Raw genomic sequence first — 22449 nt, 5'->3', positions numbered from 1 at the left:
TCACAGCACCTTGCGCGGCGGGACGAGCGCGTTGGCGGACAAGAGGCCCGCCACCAGCGCCACGGCCACCATCAGCATGTTGAAGGCCGTGTCGACTCCCGCCACCACGTCCCGCTCCAGCAGCGAGGACAGGCTGCGGAAGCCCACGCTGCCGGGCACGAGCAACATCAGTCCCGGCACGACGATGGTGACGGAGGGCTTGTTCCTCAGTCGCGCCAGCGCGTTGCCGCCGATGCCCAGGAGCAGCGCGCCCACGAAGGCGCCGAGCTGCGGCCCCAGGAACTCCGAGCCCAGCCGCGCGCCGGTGAAGGCGAAGGTGCCCGCGGCGGCAATCCAGCCCCAGTCGCGAGGGCGCGCGCGGAACAGCACACCAATGGCCACGCCCGCCACGGCCAGGGCCGCCGCCTGCGTCCATGCGGGCAGCGCGGCGACCGTCGGCGCGACGGGGGGCGGCAGCACCTCCGACAGTCGGCTGCCCAGCGCGACACCGAAGCCGAGCTGGAGGAACACCACCGCCGCGCCCGTGAGTCGCGAGGTGCCGGAGATGAGGTGGCGCGTGGCCAGCTCGTTGAGAGCCACCGTCAGCGTCAGGCCCGGCAAGAGGACGATGAGCCCCGCCAGCGTGGCGACCTGAATCGACAGCGGGCCGATGACGCTCGCGGCGAGCACGGCGAGCGCCGAGGAGAGGATGGCGGCGACTGGCTCCAGCACTCGCGCGGTGGAGGGCTGTCGCTGCGTCACCACGCTCAACAGGCCGATGAGCAGGCTGCTCACCGTCGCCACCGCCATCTCCTTCAGCCCACCGCCGAAGAGTCGAGCGCCAGCCCCGCCGGCCAGCGCCCAGCAGAGGACCTGGAGCACCGGCCCGAAGCGCTGTGGACGCGCGAGGATGGCCTCCACGCGCAGGGCGCCCTCGGCGGGCGTGAGGCGTGCCTGGATGACGTCGTCGGCGAGCACGTCCAGCAGCGTGAGCCGCTCCAGGTCCATGTCCCCGGGCTCCACGCGGATGAGGCTGGTGCGCAGTGCTTCAGGAGGCCCGAAGGACGCGAAGAGGGACGTGGGAGTGGAGAAGAAGCGGCCCTCCAGACCCAGCCGCTCCGACACTCGCTGCATCAGCCCCTCCAGCCGGTGCGCGGGGGTGCCGTAGCGGTGCAGCGCTTCGGCCAGTCGCAGCGTGAAGGCGACGGAAGGCCCCGGGGGAGGCGGGAAGTGTTGGAGCGAAGCGGCGATTTCGGGAGGGACGGCCACGGCGGCGCAATGGCAGAGGCGCCCGGGTGGAGTCAAATGGCGGTGCCGTGACGTGCGCCTGTCCGCCGCCTCTCCCTCGGGCGAAGGTGCTCGTTGGTTCTCCAAGGTGGACATGGGATGTCGGGGTGACGAAGGGAGGAGGCGAGAGGATGGCGCGAAGGAGCAAGACGCCCCGGTGGCTGGAGGCGGCGCGGCGCAGGGGGGCGGAGGCGTCGGAGGACGGCCGCTCGGACTGGCTGACGCGGGCGCTGGGGCGCGCCGGGGTGCTGCCTCGGGCCGAGGCGGAGGAGGCCATTCGCGCTGGACGGGTGGAGGTGGACGGGCGCGTGGAGTTGGAGCCCTTCGCGCCGGTGCGGCCCGGTGGGGTGGTGCGCGTGGATGGGCGGGAGTGCTCGCTCGCGGCGTCGACGCGGGTGCTGATGTTTCACAAGCCGTCGGGGCCGGTGGTGCATGGCTCGGACCCGGAGGGCGTGGGCACGGTGTTCGAGCGGCTGCGCGCGGTGCTGCCCGAGTCCCTGCGAGGCTTCGAGTGGTACACGGTGGGGCGCCTGGACCGGGACACCACGGGCCTGTTGTTCTTCACGAACGACGAGCGGTTCGTGCGGCATGGCACGGCGCCCGAGACGCACCTGCCCAAGCGTTATGTCGCGCGTGTGTCGGGGCGGCCTGGGGCGGCGGCGCTCCAGCGATTGCGAGAGGGCGTGGAGCTGGAGGATGGGCTCACGCGTCCGGCGGAGGCCCGGCTGCGCGAGCCCGACGTGGTGGAGTTGACGCTGACGGAAGGGCGGCACCACCAGGTGAAGCGGATGCTGGCGGCCGTGGGGCATCCGGTGCTCGCGCTGCACCGTGAGGCCGTGGGCACCGTGGTGCTGGACGTGGCCGAGAGCACGTGGCGAGCGCTGCGGGACGAGGAAGTCTCCGAGGGGCTGGGCTTTCGGCCGGAGGAGCCCGTTGTCGCCTGAGTGCCTACGGCGTGGGGCGCGTGCCGAAGCGTGACAGCAGCGCCTCCAGCACCGCGGGCTCGCGCGGGTTGTTGAAGTGACGGCCACCGGGGACGACGAGGACCTCCGCGCCGAGTCGCTCCTCCCAGAGCTGACGGTTGCGGCGCCAGTCGGAGGTGAACGGGTCTCCATCCGAGAGGACCACGACGCAGTGGCCCATCGCCGCGCGGACGCGAGCGAAGTCGATGGGCGTGTCGAGCCAGGGCCGCAGCGAGCCCCACGTCTTGTCCACCTCGAACCAGCCCGCGACGAGGACGGCGCCTTCCACGCGGTGTCCCTCGGGCATCGCGGCGAGGTAGCGGAGGATGGTCTGACAGCCCACGCTGTGGCCCAGGAACACCGTGGAAGGTGGCGGCACCGGCCCCAGGGATTGCGTGAGCGCGGACACCCAGCCCTCGATGGTGGGCGCGGCCGGCTCGGGCATGTCGAGCGTGACGATGGAGTCGAAGGGCGCCGGGGGCTGACGCAGTCGTTCCTCGAGCCAGGGATAGAAGTCGGTGTTCGGACGTCCTGCCCAGCGGTGAACGACGACGAGGGAACGGCTCATGGCCGCTCAGTCTGCCTCAACCCTCGCGCGACGCCATGGCCAGGACGTGCTCCCGGATTCGCGCCGCCAGTGACAGGCTGTCGGGGAGGGCGCGGCCCAGCAGGCTCGACACACCGGTGGCCAGCACCGCGGAGTTGGTGAAGACGCAGGCCCGAGCCTCGGAGAGTCGCGCGAGCGGGAGCGCCTGTTCCACGACGGGCAGGTCGTCGAGGTGCCCCGCGTCCAGGAGCACCTCGCGGATGATGCCGGGCAGGCATGGTGCATCCAGGGGAGGCGTGACGAGCGCGCCGTCCAGGAGCACGAAGAGGTTCGCGGTGGGCAGCTCGCACGCGTGTCCCAGGTCATTGGCCAGCACAGGGAGCCTCTGCATGAGCGAGTACTGGCGGAAATACGAGAGGCCCTTGTGATTTGGCATGGGCTCTCCGTGGCGGTAGGCACCGGCCTCCACGGTGTCCACGGCGCGACCTTCGCGCTGGAGTCGCTCGGCGTCCGGCGAGGGAGCCCGGAAGGTGAGCAGGAGCCGACCATCGCTCGCGGTCAGCTTGCCGATGCCGGTGAAGCGCGGACCGAGCGCGGGGTCCGACTCCAGGCATCGACGGAGGACTTCGCGCACGGCGTCGGGGTGGAGCAGCTCGGACGGGGGCGCGCGGACGGTTTCGGGGAAGGACGCGACGCTCGCGACGAGGCGCTTCAGATGCCGGGCGAGAAAGAGCGGGACACCGTCGTCGATGCGGAAGGTGGTGAAGAAGCCAGCGCCGAAGAAGAAGCCCTGCGCGAAGTCGTGCAGGGGCAGGTCTTCCCAACGCCTCACCTCGCCATTCACCGCCACCGTGGAGAACATGCGTGCGGGCTCCGTCGTGCCTTAGCGTCGAGCCGCCAGGAAGTTGGCGAGCAGCCGCGGGCCGTGCGTCGTGAGGAAGGACTCGGGATGGAACTGCACGCCCTCCAGCCCGGGCAGGGTGCGGTGACGCATGCCCATGATGAGCCCTTCATGCCAGGCCGTCACCTCCAGGCAGTCCGGGAGCCCCTTTCGCTCCACCACGAGCGAGTGGTAGCGCGCGGCGGTGAAGGGCCGGGGCAGCCCGTGAAAGAGGCCCTGCTCCTCGTGCTCGACTTCCGCCGTCTTGCCGTGGACGGGCACGGGGGCGCGCACGACTTTCGCGCCGAACACCTGCCCGAGACACTGGTGTCCCAGACAGACGCCGAGCAACGGCACGCGCCCACCGAAGGCGCGGATGACGTCCAGGGAGATGCCCGCGTCCTCGGGAGTGCCCGGGCCCGGAGAGATGACGATGCGCTCGGGCTGGAGCGACTCGATGTCGGCCACGGTGATGGCGTCGTTGCGCACCACCTTCAAGCGCGCGCCCAGGGCTCCGAGCGCCTGGACGAGGTTGAAGGTGAACGAGTCGAAGTTGTCGATGAGGAGAATCATCGCGCGCCTCGAGTCGCGGAAAGGGCGAGGAGCTGTGAGCGCGCCTTGTTGAGCGTCTCCTTGTATTCCTGGCGCGGCTGCGAGTCGTGGACGATGCCACCCCCCACCTGTGCGTAGGCTCGGCCGTCCTTCACGAGCAGCGTGCGGATGACGATGTTCAGGTCCAGGTCGCCGGTGAAGGACACGTAGCCGAGCGAGCCGGTGTAGAGGCCACGCGCGTGAGGCTCCAGCTCGGTGATGAGCTGCATGGTGCGAATCTTCGGCACGCCGGTAATCGTCCCACCGGGGAACAGCGCGCCCACCACGTCGAGCGGCTCGATGCCCGGGGCGAGCTGGCCCGTCACCTCGGACTCGATGTGGAGGACGTGGGCGTACTCGACGATCTCCATCAGCTTCGTCACTTCGACGGAGCCGTAGGCGCAGACGCGGCCCAGGTCATTGCGCTCCAGGTCCACGAGCATGGCGTGCTCGGCGAGCTCCTTCTCGCTGGTGCGCAGCTCCTGGACGAAGCGAGCGTCCTCCTCGGGTGTGCCTCTGCGCCGGGTGCCGGCGATGGGGCGGGTGATGGCTCGGCCCTGCTCCACGCGGACCAGTCGCTCGGGTGACGTGCTCACGACGTGGAAGCCGTCGCCTTCGAGGTAGCTGGCGAAGTGGACGGGGTTCGTGGCGGACAGCGTCTCGTAGAGCGCGAGCGGGTCGCCGGGGAAGTCGACCTCCAGGCGCTGCGAGAGGTTGACCTGATACGTGTCCCCGGCGCGGATGTACTCGCGCACGCGCTCCACCGCGTCCAGGTAGCCCTGCTGCGTGAAGTTGGAGCGAGGCTCCACGGTGGAGGTGCTCGGTGGTGACGGGGGCTCGGTGGGGACGGCTCGATGCACGTGGGCTTCGAGTGCATCCAGTCGTCGTGCGCAGTCCGTCCAGTCGGAGCCCGTGGCGATGGCGAGCAGGTGGCCTTCGAGGTGGTCCACGGCGAGGAAGGTGTCCACGAAGGACAAGGCGATGTCCGGCACCTTCAGGTCATCGTGGGGATGTCGCGGGAGCTTCTCGAAGTAGTGACTGGCCTCGTAGGCGAAGAAGCCCACCGCGCCGCCGAGGAAGAGGGGCAGGCCGGGAAGGCTCACGCCACGCCACTGCTTGAACAGCGCGCGGAGGGTGTCCAGTGGCGCGCCCACCTGGGGCTCGTCGTTGATGAAGCACTGGTTGCCCTTGGCGGAGAAGCGGAGGAACGGCTGCGAACCCAGGAAGGAATAGCGCCCCTCCTCGCTGACCCGGGTGCTCTCCAGCAGGAACCGATGTCCGGAGGGCAGGGCTCGCAGCAGGTCCACGGGACGCAGGGCGCCGGGCTCCAACCGTCGGACCACGGGGACTTGATTGAAACCCTGGGCCACGAGCGCGTCGAAGCGTGCGCGGTCCAGCGGAGGTGGAAGCGGCCGGGTGCTCATTCCGGGGCGCTTCCTAGCAGGAAGTCGAGAGTCCTTCGCGGGACTTCAGTCCGTCCCGGTGGGCCTGGATGGACCTGGCGCGGCCTGCTGCTCGCGTGACTGGCGAGCGAACCGGAGAATCTCGTCCTCGGAGAGCTGGTCGGTGCGCATGACGGAGCGGTCGGCCTTGATCTGCTGCACCTTGCCTTCGCGCAGCACATGGAACTGTCCCGGCTTCTGCCCGGGGAGCCTGGCTTCGGCATCCACGCGGGCCTCGGTGAACATGGGTTTGACCTTCCGGATGGCGTTGTCTTCCTTCACCCGCCCCACGCACCAGGTGCGCACGTTCTCCCGGCACTTGTAGTCGAGGTCTCCGGGGCTCTGCGTGGCGAGCATGATGCCCACGCCCGCCGAGCGCGCCCGCTTGAGCAGGCTCTCCATGGGCTCCTTGGTCGCGGGCTTGCTCGTCGCGGGCAGGTACAGGTCCGCCTCGTCGAAGAGGAGCACGGCCTGAAGCTGGGGCGAGGGGTGCTGACTGGCCCAGCGGTGGGTCTCCAGCAGGAGTTGGGAGACCCAGAAGAGGACGCGCGGATTGTCCCCCAGGAACTTCGTGCTGATGATGCTCAGTCGCGTGCGCCCGGGAATGCCGTGGACGCCGCGTCCGAGCAGCTCATCCAGGTCGAGCCGCTCGCCACCGGATGTCAGCAGCGAGCGCAGGTTGATGCGCAGCACGCTGAGGTCCTGGGCGAGCTTCGCGAAGGTCTTCTGGGGAATCCCATCCGTGGCCTCCAGGAGCGCGGGGTCCTGAGAGGTGACGAACTGCTGGATGAGTTCGAGGGTGACTTCCTTGCCGAACGACTGGCCCAGCAGCAGGCGGAGGGCCTGGGCGAGCAGGGCCTTCGCGGCTTTGTCATTGGGGCTGGTTCGATAGTCGAGCATCCCGGCGATGGCATCCGCCGCTTGCTGGACGCCCTGCTCGCGCTCCTCGGCGGGCAGTGTCTCCATGCCGTGAGGGACGATGGGAATCGCCAGCGGTCTGCCATCCGAGCGCCCCGGCGTGTACAGCGCCACGTCCACGCGCTCGCGCAGCAGCCGGCGCCGCTCCTGGAGCACGGCATCTTCCAGCGGCTCGTTCCAGGACTCGGGGCGGGCGTAGGTGGCGAGGTCGCCCTTCCTGTCCACGAGGATGACGGGGATGCCGCGCAGCAGGAGCTGCTCCAGGATGTTGAGCGCGAGCGTCGTCTTGCCGCTTCCCGAGCCACCCAGGAAGGCGCTGTGCCGTGTCAGCTCGGACGGGTCGATGGAGATGGGCTGCGTGAGGAGCCCTTCGGACGCGCCTATTCCCAGGGGGCCTGTGAGCACCTCGCGAGGCACTGGAGGGATTGATGCGGGAGCAACGCGAGGTACTGGGGGGAGGGAGGCGTGAGTGACGCGAGGCACCGGGGTGCCGGAGTCAGGAGTGACATGAGGCACCTGGGTGCCGGCTGCGGGAGTGACGCGAGCCCCGGGGGTAGCGGACAGGGGCGTGACCCGAGCCACCGGAGTGCCGGATGGGGGAGTGACGCGAGCCCCGGGGGTAGCGGACAGGGGCGCGACCCGAGCCACCGGAGTGCCGGATGGGGGCGTGACGCGAGGCTTCCGCGTGAGCCCTGGAACGGTGGCGGGGGGAGCCCGCGCGGCCGGCCGGCTCTCGTGCCCGGTCAAAAGCTCACTCACCGCCTCCATGTGCTGGGTGGCGTTTTCGACGTCATCGCCCACGGAGACCGGTGGCTGGCTCGGGGGGCGTGGTGCGGTGGGCGCACTTGCTGGACTCGAAGAGGCCTTGTCCAGGGGGCTCGGTGCGCCAGGCGCACTTGCTGGACTCGATGATGTCTTGTCCGGGGTGCGCGCCTCCGTGGTGCCACGCGTGCATTCCGAACGAGAGGTCGACGCGGTGTCCTCGGTTGCGGCGTCGCGAAGCGGTTTCCCGAAGGGAGACGTCACCGAGCCATCGAAGAACCCGGCCTGCCTGGGAATGAAGCCGTTCTCCGTCCTGGCGCGCGATGGAGCGGGCGGGGCTGGGACGTCGGCGCTCTTCATGGCGCGGCTCGTGGGCTCGCCATCAGTCTTGGGACGCGCGGGCCCCGTGGGCGGAGGCGGAAGCCCGAGTCGCTCCAGCCCGAGAATGTCACCCATCGACTTCAGTCGCGTGACGGGCCGCGCGGTGCGGCTCCACTCCGCGAGGGCCGCCTGCGCCACGTGCTGGGCGCGGAAGTCTCGCAGGGCGGACAGGTCCCTCAGGTCGCTGTCTCCCAGGACCACGCGACGCCCACCCTGACGGAAGAGATGTCCCAGTTGATCCTCCACCACGGTCCCCTTCGTGGCCGGGAACTCGGAGGTCCGGACCAGGACAGGTGTTTTGCCGGCCGCGGCCTTGAGGGCCTCCGCCATCTGTCGACCCAGATGACCACCTCGGGAGCTGTGCTCACACAGCGCGAGGATGAGCTTGTTGCCCGACGGGTGGACGCCGACGTCCAGCAGGTCGTCACCGTTGCGCGTCTTCACCATGAAGCGGGGCGAGCCGTTCAGTTCCTCGCTGCCCATCTCGATGGCCCAGGCGAGCAGGGCCGTCACGTCGGACGGGTCCTCGGGCAGCTTCTCCTTGTAGGCGGCGCGGAAATCGGTCCACGCCTGGTCCATGTCAATGCCTGGTCCAACCGGGGGCTTCACGAGGTCGCCACCCAGGCCCTTGTTCGGAGACGGGAGCGGGAAGGAATCCGGGAGCCGCTGCAGGTCGATGGCCCGCTCTCGATACCGGCGGCACTCGTTCAAGACATCTCGTGCCCGCTGGCCGCCGAGTGCCTCGAAGCCCTCGGGAGGAATGGGATAGGTGGGCGTGCTGGGGTCGAAGGCCACGCCGCGCTGCTCATAAAGGGAGCGGAGCCTGCGTGCCGCGATGTCCCGCGCGGTGCTCGCGGTGACGGTGCGCTCCAGCGTCCCGGGCTCCGGGTCGGTCTCGATGCGGTCGACCATGGAGCGCGTCAGCAGGGGCCGCATCTTCTCCCAGTAGTCGGAGAGGCAGCAGACGACGACCACGGCCCTGGGCACCTTGCCCGCGATGGCGGCCAGCGTGTTCATCGCCCGGCGGAACGAGTTCTCCATCTGCGGACGCTGATCGAAGTCGCTGATGTCCTCGACCTGGTCCACGCAGAGCACCAGCGCATGGCCCAGCGCGCCCATGAGTCGGCCCAGGTGCTCCACCATCCGCGCGGGGCCGTCGTCTGACGTGCGGGGAATGAGTTCTCCGATGACCTTCCGGTCCTCGGTCGAAATCTCCTCGCAGCGCAGCCAGTTGAAGATGCGGCGGTTGATGCGAGGGTCCCTGCGCTGGAAGTAGATGAGCGCGCGAAGCAGGTCCACTTCCACGTTCCGGAAGCGCGCGTCCGCGAGCAGTTCGTCCGCGACGGCTCGAACGGTGCCGTGCAGTTCATCGTCTTCGAGGATCTTCTGTTCGTGCTCGATGAGCGGCGCGAAGAGACTGGTGCACTGGCTCATCAGGGTGTTGGACAGGTGCATCAGACCGCTGTCGTCGCCCTGGGCCACGTCGTACGGGTGGTCCAGCGAGTCGATGAGGCTGGAGAGGATGTAGCGGTCGTAGTGCGAGGCATCGACGGTCATCGGCATGTAGCCGGTGAAGCCTCGCTTCTGTTCGTGTGCTTGGTTGCGGAAGGCGCGCACCAAGTGCGTCTTTCCGCTGCCGGACTCTCCGAGCAGGAGCAGGATTTTGCCGGTGTCGGGAGGAGGCGTGGTCGTCGCGCGGTCCAGCAGGCGCTTGAAGGCGCGGCGCGCGGGCGCGTTGAGCGTCTCCACGTCGAACGGGTCGGGCTGCCAGAGGTACTGGCCCTGTTGGACGCCGCTGAAGACCTCTCCGCTGTCGGAGATGAAGACCTTGAGTCGAGGGTCGCTGGACATGCGCGCTCCTGGAAGGGCGAATCAGACGACGACGAAGTGGAAGCTGGCGCCGTAGGAGCGCACCTCGGACTCGGCGACGTCCGTGGGGTTCATGGCGGAGACGAGGTCGGCGCGAGTCAGGGACAGGCGTTGGGTGCGGTTGGCTTCCAGCAGCGCGGCCTCGAAGGCCTCCCGGTGGGGCCACTCGGGCTGGAGGGCCTTCCACACGTGGGAGATGAACACCTTGTCGCGGCCGAAGCGGCCGGTGGGCAGGGCTCGGGCCACCGAGAGGACGTGGTCGGCGAAGTCCTCCGTGCGTGGGGCCGGTGGCTTCGCGTCCCGGGTCGTCGGTGCGGTGGACACCACTGTGGGAACAGCGGGCTGCTCGGGGAGGAACCACTTGCGCAGGAGGGTCAGACGCACGGCTTCCGCGTCGGCACGTGTGGCTCCCGCGACGCGGGCGGTGAGCTGCTCCACGGCCTTGCGAGGGTCCTTCACCTCCGTGCCGAGCAGCTTGCCGAGGAGGTGCGCCTGTACGGCGGCGAGGGAGAAGGGGCGCTCGGTGTCGACGCCGAGCTGTCGCCAGAGGAGCCGGTCGCGGAGCTGGGGGAGGGAAGGGTCTCCCGCGCTCACGGCGGGGTACTGCCGGCCGAGTACGGCGGCGCGCACGCCATCGGCGTCAGCGAGTCGGGTCAGCACGGCCTTGGACGGAGTGAGCTCCAGGCTGTTGGCGAGCAGGTAGGTGGCCTTGAGCTTCTTCCAGGTCAGGCCCTTGGGGAGCTGTTCGAGGCGCAGGAACTGGAGGACGCGGGTGAGGCCGGCGCTGGTCAGCTCCAGGCCGGCCTTGTTCTTCCGGGCCACGAGCTGTTCTTGGAGCAGGTGCTCCAGCACGGAGTCGAGGAGAGTCTTCCACTCGGCGCGGCTGAGTCGGTGTTCCACGAAGGGGCGCAGGGCCTTGTCGAGTTCCGCTCGGGTGCCGGTGCGGTGGGGACGGGGAGCGAGCCAGGTGAGAGTGAGTCCCGCCAACCGGTTGTCAGCGCTGTCCATGCGTTGTCCTCTGCGAGGCGGCTTCTTGCCGCCGGGCGGCCATCAGCGTTTCGATTGTCTTGAGAATCTCTTCGTAGCGAGGCACCACGTCCTCCTCGAGGAAGCGGACGACCCAGTACCCGGCGCGCTGGAGCGCGAGGTCCTTGCGTCTGTCGCGGCGGAAGCGCTCGGTGTCGAGGAAGTGGTGGTAGCCGTCGATCTCCACGGCGAGCCGGAGCTCACGGCAGAGGAAGTCCACTTCGAGGGGGCGACTGCCGTCGCCGAGGTCCAGGGTGGCATTGAGGGCGAAGAGGCCCCGGGTGGCGGGGTGGACCTGGAGGATCTTGTTGTAGAGGAAGCGCTCGGCCTTGCTGCGGGCGCGGGCTTCGTCCTTCTGTCGGGCGACGTGGACGGCCTGCGCGCTTTCACGGAAGCGTTCGAGGAGGACGGGCTCGGCTTCGTCGTCCTTCGCGCGCGGAGTCTTGCGCGGGGTGCGGGGTGGTGGCGCGGGAGGGGGCGGCACCGCGTTGGACGTCACTACGACTGGCGCGGACACGCTGCCGGGGTCTGGGAGTTCGAGGAGGCCCTCACGCAGCATGGCGAGGGCATGAGACTCCTTGCGGCCACGCGGTTCGCCGAGGGCGTCGGGGGGCAGCACGCAGGCGACATGGAGCATGGGAGCCGCGGAGCAGAGGGCGGTCGCCGTGCGCAGGCTGCGCGGGTCGGAAGGGGAGACGCGGAGTTGGAGCGCGGGAGCGCGGCCCTCGGGGATGAGGCAGAGGAGGGCGTGGAGGATGCGGAGGGGATCGCGAGCGATGGCCTCGCGAACCTCGGCCGAGAGTTCGCCGGGCGTGGCAGGCGAAGGGGCTACGAGGAGCTGTCGGCACAGGGCCCAGGTGACGGGCTCTGAGTGGGGAGGCTCCAGTCGCTCGAAGAGGACGTGGCGCTCGTGAGGCGTCTTGCCCTCGAAGTGCAGCTCGCGAGGGGAGAAGGCGCGTTGGGAGAGGACGACGTAGCTCTCCGCGTCACGAGAGAGATTGCGCTCGGAGGCGAGGGCGGAGGCCCAGGTGGAGACGGTGGTGCGAAGGTCCTCGCTGCCCGAGGAGGTGGCTTTCAATCCGCTGCGGTGAAGCCATTCATCCCAGAGGAGGAGGGCGCGGTCTTGAGGACCGACGAGGACGCTCAGCGTGGGGATACCCTCCGCGCGCCGCCGGGCATGCCGGTCCAGCGAGTCCAGGAGCGCGGTGTCCGCCGGTGACAGCAAGGCCATTCCCCCACGGGTCTCCTGAGATGGACCCGTCACGCTGGGATGGAAGCCTGCTCCCGCACAGACACCTCTGGCAAGCCAGGGGACCGGGCTCCATCCAATGGCGCACAACCTGCGCGGCTGGGTCGGACACGACATCCACTTCGGGTAGATAGCCCAATTGCGCAGAGACCCACGCGCGACCAGGAAGAAGCCAGTCCCTACTGAGGTCGAGCGTGATTACCGCTGGGACTGGTTAGTGTCGGTGCGCTCGTTTTGCTACGCGGCAGTCAGCGGATATGCCTCGCGGGGTCGCAGGTTGCGTCCCCGGTTAGGGCTCCTTTTCTTGCCTTCGAGGGAGCTCAGCAGAGAATCTCTACATGGGGCTACAAATCCAGAGGAAGGCGGCGGAGGCAATCTTCGCAAGAGCTTTGGAACTCGCGCGCAGCGACGCGCAACTGCCCGAGATCTGGCTCGAGCGAGCACGGCGGGTGAGCAACGCAAAGAGCATGACCTTCGTCCCTGTCCTGGGTACGGCCCTACTAGCGAAGGCGACTGATAGGCGTGTAGATGCTCTCTCTCTTCGGGAAAGTGCCGGACATAAAGGGTACTCCGCGCGCAGCCTTGCGAAGGAGGTTCTCGTTCCATGCTGTATCCGGGCTGGCGTGAACATCCGGAACACCGGTGCGGAGCCTCTCAACAATCAACCCTTCCTTCGCGCTGAGCACATCAGCCTGGATCTGGAGGTAAAGCCGAACGCACGTACAGACTTCCAGTACCTCGTGGATACGGTTACTCAGGTTGACTTCCTTGAGGACGCAGCTGCACTTGCCGCGCTCGCGGCTTTCCTTCGGGTACGACTGGAGGCGACTGCGACACTCACTTTGGTCCATGTTGGCGTTGGAATCTTGGCTCTGCCAGCGTTGGAATCGGCTCTTGACTCGTACCTCGCCGGTGATTCCGAAGGCGGCAAGGTTGGCCAAGCTGTCGTTGCTGCAACTTGGGACCTCGTCTTCACGAATGTCCGTACGAAGCGCATCAACGACCCAAGCATGAAGTGGCCTGGCGATGTGGGCGTTTTCGACGAAGGCGGCGGCCTCTTGCTGAGCGCCGAGGTGAAGCAGCGTCCGGTGACCGAGACGGAGGTGCTCCTTTTCGCTCAGAGGCTAAGCGCAAATTCGGTTTACCGCGGAGTCGTTGCGGCACTTGCTCAGGGGAAAGTTCCGCTTGACGTTCAGGCACTCCGGATGAAGATTCACGAACAGTTCGGGGTGGACATGGTGATTGAGCGTCAGGCGAGTGCCCTGGTTGCTCAAGCTGTTCGATTCTCGGTTCGCGACTTGCCCAAATCGCTGCGCGACTTCCCCGGAATCCTCCTGCTACGACTGAAGGAGATGGAGGTCAGCACGGTGCGCCGGCAGGAATGGGCGGCCCGCTTCGAGGTGGCATCGCACGAGACTCCATAGGGAAGCTCGTGGTGTGCCGGGTGGTTGGTCAGTTGGAGGTGGTAGTAGGGGTACGGCACTCATGAGCAAAGTTATCAGTCTCTTCACTGGCGCAGGCGGCATGGACTACGGTTTTGAGGCCGCCGGTCTCGACACGGCCGTGGCCTTGGAGTTCGATCACGACTGCTGCGAGACCCTTCGCCAGAGTCGCATGTGGCCCGTACTGGAAGGCGACATCTTCGATATTCCTACAGGGGCAATCCTTGAGCGGGCGGGTCTCAAGCCAAAGGAGGCGGCCCTCGTAGTTGGAGGTCCCCCTTGTCAGCCGTTTTCGAAGTCCGGCTATTGGGCTCATGGGGACGCTAGGCGCCTTGATGACCCGCGCTCAGGAACATTGAGCGCCTACATGCGCGTCGTTGAAGAGGCGCTGCCGCAGGCATTCGTCTTGGAAAATGTGACGGGCCTTGCTTTCTCAGGGAAGGACGAAGGGCTACGCCTTCTGCTCAAGAACATCGAGCGCATCAACGAGCGTACGGGCAGCAACTACCAGCCGCGCTTCGAAGTGCTCAATGCCGCGAGCTTCGGTGTGCCGCAAATGCGAGAGCGCTTCGTTCTTGTCGCTTCGCGGGACGGTAAGCCGTTCTCGTTTCCTGCGCCTGCTTTCTCGCCCCCTTCCGAGAAGACGAGTCTGCTTGAGATGGGCCTGCCGATGTACCGAACGGCGTGGGACGCAATCGGTGATCTGAATCTAGACCCAGCCGAGGATTTGGAAGTCCGTGGAAAATGGGCAGCCCTGCTGCCCTCCATCCCCGAGGGGCAGAACTACCTGTGGCACACAGACAGAGGCGGAGGGCTCCCTTTGTTCGGTTGGCGCAGGCGCTACTGGACGTTCCTCCTCAAGCTGGCAAAGAATCGTCCATCCTGGACTGTCCAAGCCCAACCGGGGCCTGCCGTCGGTCCGTTCCATTGGCACAACCGTCGGTTGAGTATCCGTGAGCTTGCTCGTCTACAGACCTTCCCGGATGACGTGAAGATCGCGGGCGGGCGCACTTCGGCGCAACGCCAACTTGGCAACGCGGTGCCTTCGCTGCTCGCTGAGGTGCTAGGTCGGGCTATCAGTGCCCAGCTTCTCGGCCTCAAGCCGAAGCGGGGGGCGCTCAAACTGCTCCCTCCGGACCGCTCGCCCACGCCAGCACCTGAGCCCGTGGCGCAAGTTCCGCGAGCATTCAAAAAGCTCGCGGGTGCTCATGAGGCACACCCTGGTACGGGTAAGGGCTTCGGGGCAATGGCTCGAGTTCAGTCCGTCGCATAGGAGTGCCGAGCAACCCACCTTGATGCAGCTGCCTAGCGCTACAGCTACCTCGGGTCCGGGTCCCCCTGAGGTAGCTCCAGCACATCCGGCATCTCCGCGAGCATGTTGGCGTTCGGGTAGAGCGTGAGCTGTCCCGCCTGTCGCTCCAGGAGTCCCTCCATCCCGCCCGGCGTCACCTCGAACGGCGTCCCATGCGTCTGGAAGGCGAACGCCTCCCACAACCTGGCGACATGCTCCCGCCAGGAGCGAGGCAGTGCCTGGAACGTCTTGCGCGCCTGCTCCGCCAGCGGTGACGTGTCTCCACCCTCCTCGTTCCCGAACACCCGGCGCCGGAAGATGTCCCGCTCCCGGCTCCGCTCCTCCGGTGTGGCCCTCGCCAGCGCCCGCACTCCCGCCGACAGGTCCTTCCACAGCTCCAACGTCGCCGAGGACGGAATCGTCGTGATGAAGCTGTTCACCATCACGTGCATCGCCCCGAAAGACTCCACGTGGTGCCACCAGAAGGGCGGAATCAACAGCGCCTCCCCGGGCTCGACGACCGCGACACACGCATGCTCCATCGCCGTGCGGAACCTCGGATGCCGCTCCAAATCCAGGTCCAACAACTCCACGCTCGTCGTGGGCGCGCCTCCCGCCAGCACGTCGAACGGCGCGTGGTACAGGTTCGCAAGCTGCTCCGGCGGGAACATCGTCACCCGCTTGGTGCCTTCGAACATGCAGATGAAGTTGATGCAGTCGTCGTAGTGCAGGTTCACCACCTGCCCATCCGAGCCAATCCAGAACTTGCTCTCCACCCCGCGCGGCTCGGTGAACCGCAGGAAGTCGAAGCGCAGCTTCTCCCGGACGTGCGACTGCTCCAGCATCCCGTTCTGCATGTAGACGTACTCGCCCGTCGCCACCGCCGCCTTCAGGCGCCCCGCGAAGTCCGCGAACGTGCCCTGCTCCGGCATCACCGCCGCCCCATCCGCAGGGTCCTCGACGAGCTTCGGCCGGTACTGCCCCCGCGCCTCCGGCGGCAGCACGCAGAAGTAGTGCGTGCGCTCCCCAAGCTGCGCCTCCAGCGCCGCCAGCTTGCCGTCCAACGTCGACCGCGAGCGCAGCTCCCCCAACAGCCCCGAGTCCTCCAGCAACCCCCGGACGATGACGGGCTCTCGGTAATGCCACTCCCGGAGCTCCTCCTGCGAGGGGCGCTCCAACCTGCGAACCGATGGGGCGGAAAAGGGCAGGGGCTTCAGGGGCATGGGCTCCAACTCGCGGCACGAGGGGACCTCCACGCTAGCATGTCTCCCGAAGCCCTCCGGAGCACCCCTAGAGCCACCCCCCCGACACGGGCACCGGCGCCGCCTCACGGTAGAGGCGCAGCGTGTCCGCCACGCTGTGCTGGAACTCGAAGCCCGTCGCCTCCAGGAAGCGCCGGTTGTCCACGACGATGGGATAACGCAGGTGGTCCAGCGCCCCCACTGACAGTCGAGGGAAGCCCGCTCGCCCCAACAGGAACGACAACACCCGCGACGGCAACGGAATCCCCATGCGCCCCGTCTCCCGCACGATGACGGAGAGCGGAATCGGCGCGGGCCCGGCGATGTTGAAGATGCCCCGCACCTTCTTCTCCAGCGCGAGTTGCAACGCCGTCACCACGTCCTCTTCCTGCATCACATGGAACAGCGGGTCATACCCCAGCACCAGCGGCACCCGCCGGCCCTTGAGGAACGACGCCAGCGTCCCCGTGCCCGGCGCGCCCAGGGTGTACGGCAGCCGCAGCACTCCCGTCGTCACCTCCGGCAGCCGCCACAGCGCCGTGGCCGCATACAGGTCGGCGGCCACCAGGTCGGCCAGCTCGGGGATGGCCTCCAGCGCGCGCGGTGGCTCGTCCTCGGAGTGGTACAGCGGCGAGTCCGGCGCCGCCCCGTAGAACGTGTGCCGTCCCACGAAGAGCAGCTGCTTCACCCCGTGCGTCGCGCAGTGGTCGAACACCGCCTTGGTGCCGTCCAGATTGATGCGCCCTCGCTCCGCCCCCGGTACCGTGAAGGCCGTGACGGTGGCCATGTGCACCACCGCCTCCGGGCGCCAGCGGCGGAAGACGTCCTCGGCCACGCGCTTGCGCACGTCACCCCGGAACACCTCGATGCCCGCCTCCCGCGCGTTCTCCCACGGGCGGATGTCCACCCCCGCCACGTCGTGGCCAGCGAGCTTCAGCCGCAGCGCCAGCTTGCGCGCGATACCTCCGGCGATACCCGGGATGAGCACCCTCATGGCAGCAGCTTCCTCGCCAGCCCGCGGTGCTGTCGCCCCGCCCGGCCAAGCTCGATGAGACCCGCGATGCGCTCCTTCACCTTCGCCACATACCCCTCGATGACGTGGTCGTCCTCGTCCCCGGTGCCGTGGAAGACGAGCGGCTCGCCATAGTGAATCTCCAACTGCACCGGCAACGGCAACGGGAGCAGGTACGGCGTCAGCGGGATGTACGGCACCCCCAGCAGCTTGCCCAACGTGTACGCGTTGAACACCGTGGGGATGGCCGAGCCTCCGCCCAGGAACGCGAAGGGGATGATGGGCGAGCGCGTCTGCAACGCCAGCCGCACGAAGCCCGTGCCGAAGTCCACCAGCGAGTACCGGTCCGGATACAGCTTGGCCGTCCCGCGCGCGCCCTCCGGGAAGATCATCAACAGCCGGTCATCCTCCAAGAGCCGCTTCGCATGCTCGGGCAGCCCGGTGAACTGGCCGGTGCGGCTGGCCCAGAGCGAGGAGACGGGGAACTTGTGGAGGAAGCGCTCCACCATGCCCTGCGACAGGCGGGGCGGGTCCATCTCCAACATGGTGGACGTCAGCACCATGGCGCCGTCCACCGCCACGCCGCCGGAGTGGTTGCCCACCAGCATCCCGCGGCCTCGGGCGGGGATGTGGTGGATGCCATGGCAGCGCACCCGGAAGTAATACCGGTAGATGAGCGTGAAGAGGCGCAGCGCGTCCCTCACGTGCTTCTTGGAGATTCCGTACGGGTCCACGCCATACTCGTTGAACGGCAACTCCAGCCGGTCAACCCGCGCTTCCAATCCGTCGCTCAGGGCCACGGCGCGGGACCGTAGCACCCCCGGATGAGTCCCGCTGCATTCCGCGCCGAGTGCATTGGGCCCCGACCCCCGCCTGGGCCATACTGCCGCCACCCCCCTATGACATCCCCAGACGAACTCGCCATCGAGGTGAAGGGACTGGTCAAGCGCTTCGGTGACGTCGTCGCCGTGGATGGCATCGACCTCGACATCCGCCGGGGCGAGTGCGTGGGTCTGCTCGGCCCCAACGGCGCCGGCAAGACGACCACCGTCGAAATCCTCGAGGGACTCCAGGAGCCCACCTCCGGTCACGTGCGCCTGCTCGGCCTGGACTGGAAGCGCTCCGCCACGCAGTTGCGCCAGCGCATCGGCCTGACGCTCCAGGAGACTCGGCTGGTGGAACACCTCACGGTGGAGGAGACGGTGAAGATGTTCGCCTCCTTCTATCCGCGCCCGCTCCCCGTCGAGGAGCTCATTGGAATGGTGCAGCTCGGCGAGAAGCGCGGGGCGCGGGTGGGCAAGCTGTCAGGCGGGCAGCGGCAGCGGCTGGCCCTGGCGCTGGGCCTGGCGGGAGACCCCGACCTGTTCTTCCTGGACGAGCCGACGACGGGGTTGGACCCACAGTCGCGCCGGGCGCTGTGGGACGTGGTGGTGGCGCTCAAGGCGCGAGGCCGCACGGTGGTGCTGACCACGCACTACATGGACGAGGCCGAGGTCCTCTGTGACAGGCTGGTCATCATCGACAAGGGCCGGGTCATGACGCGCGGGACGCCCGGGGAAATCATCGCCTCGCTGGGGGCCGATCAGGTCATCGAGCTGGAGGCGGACCCCGCGTTGGACCTGGAGCGGCTGCGCCCGCTGCCGGCGGTCGTCTCGGCGCAGCTCCACGCGGACCGGCTCTCCCTGCGGGTGAAGGAGCTGCATGTGGCGCTGCCCTCGGTGCTGCGCGAGGTGGAGCTGTCGGGCGCCCGGCTGCGGCACCTGTCCACGCGCAGGTCCACGCTGGATGACGTGTTCATCGGATTGACGGGGCGCTCGCTTCGCGAGGGCACCGAGGAGAAGGCGGCGTGATGGGCTCGCTGGGACAACTGGTGCTGATGCGGCTGCGGGTGCTGTGGCGCCAGCCCGAGGTGTTCTTCTGGACGTTCATCTTCCCCATCGTCACCACGCTGGTGCTGGGGCTGGCCTTCCGCAACGAGTCGCTGTCGCCCGTGCGCGTGGCTGTCACCGACGGGCCGGGGGCCCCGGCGCTGCTCGCCCGGTTGGAGGGGACACCGGAGCTGGAGGCCCAGGTGCTGGACGCCGCCGAGGCGCGGCGCATGCTCGCCCGAGGGCGGGTGTCGCTGGTGCTCGTGCCCGGTGACTTGAGTCCCGAGGCGCTGGTGGACCCCAGCCAGCCCGAGGGACGCACCGCGCGGCTGCTGGTGTCCCAGGCCCTGGCGCGGGCTCCGGACGCACCTCGACTGGAGGCGGTGAAGACGACGCCGGTGTCGGAGCCGGGCAATCGCTACATCGACTTCCTCATCCCCGGGCTGCTCGGCATGTCGTTGATGTCCTCCAGCCTGTGGGCGCTGGCGGTGCCGCTGGTGTCGATGCGCGGCGGCAAGCTGCTCAAGCGCCTGGCGGGCACGCCCATGTCCCGCTCGCACTTCTTCCTCGCCTTCCTCTTGGGACGCACGGTCTTCGCGGTGCTGGAGGTCGCCTTCTTCTGCGCCTTCGCTCGCTGGCTCTTCGGCGTGCCCATGTTCGGCAGCTACTTCGCGCTCCTGGGCGTGGGGCTGCTGGGGTCCATGTGCTTCGCCTCGCTGGCGCTGCTGGTGTCCATCCGCGCGCGCAACGAGGAGTCGGTGGGCGGCCTCGTCAACCTCGTCTCCATGCCGATGATGTTCCTGTCCGGCGTCTTCTTCGCGTCGGAGAACTTCCCCGGCTGGATGCAGCCGCTCATCCGCGCGCTGCCGTTGACGGCGCTCAATGACTCGCTGCGCTCCATCATGCTGGAAGGCACGTCGCTGATGACGCTGGGCGTGCCCATGGCGGTGCTCGCCGCCTGGACGGTGCTTCCGATGGTGGCCGCGCTGCGCTGGTTCCGCTGGGTCTGAAGGAGAGTCCATGTCGAAGCCCGCCGTGTCGCCCGCCTTCGTCCAGCAGCTCAACTTCCTGGCCCGTGACGCGAGCAACGAGTCCGCGGCGCTCCAGGCCGCATTCTCGCTCGGGTTGCTCGACAAGCTTCCCCGGGGACCCGGCGCGGTGCCCGTGTCGCTGGATGCCCTGGCTCGACAGTTGGGTGCGAACTCGCGCGGAGTGCGCGCCGTCATCGAGCCCCTGGTGGGCCTGGGCTTCGTGCGGCTGGAGGAGGTGCGGGGCTACTCGCTCGCGGACGCGACGGCGGCCTTCCTCGCGCAGGACTCCTTCACCGCGCGGCTGCGGGACGTCCTCGATTGGTGGCATGTGGTGGCGAAGCTGCCGGAGGCGGTGCGCACCGGTGGCGCGGTGGATGGGCGCGACCTGCTCGGCTGGTACCGCGCGCTGTTCCTGGAGCCCTTGCCGCCGGCGCCCGGCCCGGAGGCGGAGGACTTTCATGACCGCTTCGCTCGCAACTTCGCGCGCACCCAGGCGCTGGTGACGGCGGCGGAGCTGGGCCTGCTGGCGCGGCTGGTGGAGTCATCCGCCCCGAAGGCCACGCTGGCGGCCGAGCTGGGCGCGCATCCGGAGGGGCTGGGCGTGTTGCTGGGCGTGCTCGCCACGCTGGACGTCACGCGCGAAGAGGACGGCCGCTGGGGCTTCACGGAGTCCGCGGCGCGGATGCTGGATGCGACGAGCCTGCCGTACTTCCAGCGCGCGCTGCCGGCGACCATGGCCTACTGGGAGGCCTTCGGGCACCTGGACGAGGCGGTGCGTGAGCATCGCTTCCGGTTGGACTTGAGGCAGCCCGAGACGGCGCGCCGCATCTACCAGGAGAACGCGTCGCGCATCTCCAGCATCTTCGCCTCGCACCTGCGGCTGAGTCGAAAGGCGGCGGAGCTGGTGGGCTCCATGCGCTCGCTCGCGGGCGCGCGGGTGCTGGACGTGGGCACCGGCTCCGGCGTGTGGGGCGCGGCCTTCGGGCTGGCGGCGCCCACGACGCACGTGACGTACCTGGACTCGCCCCACGTGCTGGACGCGGTGCGCCCGCACCTGACGAAGCTGAAGCTGGAGGCTCGCTCGCGGCTGTGGGAGGGCGACTGCCTCACGGTGGACTACGGCGAGGCGGAATACGACGTCATCCTCCTGCCGCAAATCATCCCCGCGCTGCCGCCCGAGGCCCTGCCGGGCTTCTTCGCGAAGCTCGCGCGGGCGCTGCGGCCCGGAGGGCTGCTGCTCATCTCGGGCTACCTGCTCACGGACCGGCGGGACGGGCCGCTCGACGCGCTCTACTTCTCGCTGCGGCGCTACGTGTCCAACGAGGGCGACGTGTTGTCCCTGCCGGAGTTCCGCGCGCTCCTGACGCCCGTGGGACTGTCGTCCGCGCGAGGCTTCGACATGCCCATCCAGCAAGTCGTCGTCGCCCATCGCGGTGATGTCGCCTGGCCCGTGGTCCCCAGCGCCGCCGTGACGGCCGCCTGAGTCTTCACTTCCGGAGTCGAGATGGAACCGCTGCGTTCATTCTTCATGGAGGACTACCTGGAGGGCTCGCGGTTCACCGCGCGCTACAACCTGGGAGAGTCCGGAGGCCGTCCCGTCACGGTGGGCGAGCTATTGACGGGCTCGGGGGTGAGTGCCGCCCAGGCGTCGGAGGTCTTCCTGTCCACGCTCCTGCGCGACAGTCCGAACTGGGGGCGCGCGGACCTGCGGGATTTGGTGGCCGCCATGCACCCGGGCGCCACGCGGGACAACGTGCTCATCACCACCGGCACCAGCGAGGCGCTGCTGTTGCTGTTCCGTCAGCTCCGTCCGCGCAAGGTGGCGCTGGCGTGGCCCGCGTTCCAGCTCCTCTATGAACTGCCCATGCAGCAGGGCGCGCAGTGGGTGAAGCTGCCCGTGCGTTGGAACGCCCAGGGGCAGCCGTCCATCGACGCGGCCGAGTGGCTGGCGTGCCTGGAGCGCGAGCGCCCGGACGCCGTCATCATCAACACCCCCCACAACCCGAGCGGCCTGGTGCTGGACGCGGACCTGCTGGGCGCGGTGACGGCGTGGGCCGAAGCCCATGGCGCCACGGTGGTGGGCGACGAGCACTATCGCTTCTTGTCCTCGGAGGACGCGGTGCTGGGGCCCACCGTCTGGCGGCCGGGCACGCGCTCGTTCGTCACGGGCTCGTTCATCAAGTGCCTGGGGTGTCCGGGGCTGCGCATCGGCTGGTGCGTGGGCGACACGAAGATGCTGGCGTTGATGCAGAACGAGAAGAACTACACGACGCACACGGTGAACCCGGTGACGGAGTGGATTTCGTACGAAGTCCTCAAGGACCTGCACAGCCCCGCGCTGCATCGCGCGCGCGAGGACTGGCTCCAGAACCGGCGCACGCTGGCCGCGTTCCTGGAGCGCTCGCGGGGCGTGTACGGCACCGCGCCGCAGGGCGGCCTCGTCACCTGCATTGGCGTGCGGGACGCCATGGAGCCGGCGGCGTTTTCTGCCCGGCTGGAGGCCCTGGCGGCCGCGGGCGTGTTCGTGCTGCCGCTGAGCGCCATGGAAGTTGGCGAGCCCCACGGCGCGCATCCCCTGGAGCGGGGGCACGGCTTCCGGCTGGGTTTGGGCGCGGCGCCGGCGCACTTCGCGGAGGCGCTCGAGGTGATTGAGCGGGCGACGGCCCGGTAG

Annotated in this window: 18 protein-coding genes; 7 read left to right on the top strand and 11 right to left on the bottom strand. The window is 68.6% G+C overall.

The genetic code is table 11. The features are described from left to right. Positions 1 to 1248: a threonine/serine exporter family protein gene (locus tag HUA74_RS24525; protein WP_174456492.1), complete on the bottom strand. Its 1248-nt coding sequence runs from the start codon at positions 1246 to 1248 to the stop codon at positions 1 to 3. Between the two features lie 149 nt (positions 1249 to 1397). Between HUA74_RS24525 and HUA74_RS24520 the strand changes: the two genes are divergently transcribed. After that, entirely contained in the window at positions 1398 to 2210 is an 813-nt protein-coding gene (locus HUA74_RS24520) for a pseudouridine synthase (protein ID WP_174456491.1), read from the top strand. 4 nt (positions 2211 to 2214) lie between these two features. Here the strand turns inward: HUA74_RS24520 and HUA74_RS24515 are convergent, their stop codons facing one another. The 7 genes from HUA74_RS24515 to HUA74_RS24485 are packed head-to-tail and all read right to left on the bottom strand — an operon-like array spanning position 2215 to position 11875. Continuing rightward, entirely contained in the window at positions 2215 to 2796 is a 582-nt protein-coding gene (locus tag HUA74_RS24515; protein ID WP_174456490.1) for an alpha/beta hydrolase, read from the bottom strand. A 16-nt stretch (positions 2797 to 2812) separates the two neighbouring features. Then, positions 2813 to 3637 carry an aminotransferase class IV gene (locus HUA74_RS24510; RefSeq protein WP_174456489.1) on the bottom strand — a complete coding sequence of 275 codons (825 nt, stop codon included), beginning with the start codon at positions 3635 to 3637 and terminating at the stop codon, positions 2813 to 2815. 21 nt (positions 3638 to 3658) lie between these two features. Then, a complete protein-coding gene (locus tag HUA74_RS24505) occupies positions 3659 to 4228 on the bottom strand; it encodes an aminodeoxychorismate/anthranilate synthase component II (protein WP_174456488.1) in 570 nt (189 codons plus the stop codon). Further along, a complete protein-coding gene (locus HUA74_RS24500; RefSeq protein ID WP_174456487.1) occupies positions 4225 to 5670 on the bottom strand; it encodes an anthranilate synthase component I family protein in 1446 nt (481 codons plus the stop codon). The genes HUA74_RS24505 and HUA74_RS24500 overlap by 4 nt, the downstream gene beginning before the upstream one ends. 45 nt (positions 5671 to 5715) lie before the next feature. Beyond that, positions 5716 to 9600: a helicase HerA-like domain-containing protein gene (locus HUA74_RS24495; RefSeq protein WP_174456486.1), complete on the bottom strand. Its 3885-nt coding sequence runs from the start codon at positions 9598 to 9600 to the stop codon at positions 5716 to 5718. A 21-nt stretch (positions 9601 to 9621) separates the two neighbouring features. Beyond that, positions 9622 to 10626 carry a hypothetical protein gene (locus HUA74_RS24490; RefSeq protein ID WP_174456485.1) on the bottom strand — a complete coding sequence of 335 codons (1005 nt, stop codon included), beginning with the start codon at positions 10624 to 10626 and terminating at the stop codon, positions 9622 to 9624. Further along, a complete protein-coding gene (locus HUA74_RS24485; RefSeq protein ID WP_174456484.1) occupies positions 10613 to 11875 on the bottom strand; it encodes an endonuclease domain-containing protein in 1263 nt (420 codons plus the stop codon). Before HUA74_RS24485 ends, HUA74_RS24490 begins: the two co-directional genes overlap by 14 nt. Positions 11876 to 12231: 356 nt before the next feature. On the opposite strand from HUA74_RS24485, the gene HUA74_RS24480 reads away from it, so the two are divergent. Both HUA74_RS24480 and HUA74_RS24475 read left to right on the top strand, forming a co-directional pair. Further along, entirely contained in the window at positions 12232 to 13317 is a 1086-nt protein-coding gene (locus HUA74_RS24480; protein ID WP_174456483.1) for a restriction endonuclease, SacI family, read from the top strand. Between the two features lie 61 nt (positions 13318 to 13378). Next, positions 13379 to 14608 (top strand): DNA cytosine methyltransferase, encoded by a 1230-nt coding sequence (locus HUA74_RS24475; RefSeq protein ID WP_174456482.1) that lies wholly within the window; start codon positions 13379 to 13381, stop codon positions 14606 to 14608. 44 nt (positions 14609 to 14652) lie between these two features. On the opposite strand, the gene HUA74_RS24470 is transcribed toward HUA74_RS24475, so the two are convergent. The 3 genes from HUA74_RS24470 to HUA74_RS24460 form a co-directional block, all read right to left on the bottom strand. Next, positions 14653 to 15849: a cupin-like domain-containing protein gene (locus HUA74_RS24470; protein ID WP_174456481.1), complete on the bottom strand. Its 1197-nt coding sequence runs from the start codon at positions 15847 to 15849 to the stop codon at positions 14653 to 14655. Positions 15850 to 15916: 67 nt separating this feature from the next. Next, a complete protein-coding gene (locus HUA74_RS24465) occupies positions 15917 to 16861 on the bottom strand; it encodes an NAD-dependent epimerase/dehydratase family protein (protein WP_141641575.1) in 945 nt (314 codons plus the stop codon). Next, entirely contained in the window at positions 16858 to 17661 is an 804-nt protein-coding gene (locus HUA74_RS24460) for a lysophospholipid acyltransferase family protein (RefSeq protein ID WP_217440436.1), read from the bottom strand. The genes HUA74_RS24465 and HUA74_RS24460 overlap by 4 nt, the downstream gene beginning before the upstream one ends. Before the next feature lie 117 nt (positions 17662 to 17778). Between HUA74_RS24460 and HUA74_RS24455 the strand changes: the two genes are divergently transcribed. Genes HUA74_RS24455 through HUA74_RS24440 form a run of 4 tightly spaced genes read left to right on the top strand, consistent with a single transcriptional unit; the run spans position 17779 to position 22449 of the window. Then, on the top strand, positions 17779 to 18729 hold the full coding sequence (locus HUA74_RS24455; RefSeq protein ID WP_174456480.1) for an ABC transporter ATP-binding protein: 951 nt from the start codon (positions 17779 to 17781) through the stop codon (positions 18727 to 18729). After that, positions 18729 to 19757 (top strand): ABC transporter permease, encoded by a 1029-nt coding sequence (locus HUA74_RS24450; RefSeq protein WP_174456577.1) that lies wholly within the window; start codon positions 18729 to 18731, stop codon positions 19755 to 19757. The genes HUA74_RS24455 and HUA74_RS24450 overlap by 1 nt, the downstream gene beginning before the upstream one ends. 10 nt (positions 19758 to 19767) lie before the next feature. Continuing rightward, a complete protein-coding gene (locus HUA74_RS24445; RefSeq protein ID WP_174456479.1) occupies positions 19768 to 21261 on the top strand; it encodes a class I SAM-dependent methyltransferase in 1494 nt (497 codons plus the stop codon). 21 nt (positions 21262 to 21282) lie between these two features. Beyond that, the gene (locus tag HUA74_RS24440) at positions 21283 to 22449 is read left to right on the top strand and encodes a pyridoxal phosphate-dependent aminotransferase (RefSeq protein ID WP_174456478.1); all 1167 of its coding nucleotides are present in this window, start codon (positions 21283 to 21285) and stop codon (positions 22447 to 22449) included.

This window comes from Myxococcus sp. CA051A, assembly GCF_013336705.1.
Classification (GTDB): domain Bacteria; phylum Myxococcota; class Myxococcia; order Myxococcales; family Myxococcaceae; genus Myxococcus; species Myxococcus llanfairpwllgwyngyllgogerychwyrndrobwllllantysiliogogogochensis.
This window is presented reverse-complemented; position numbering and strand designations above follow the sequence as displayed.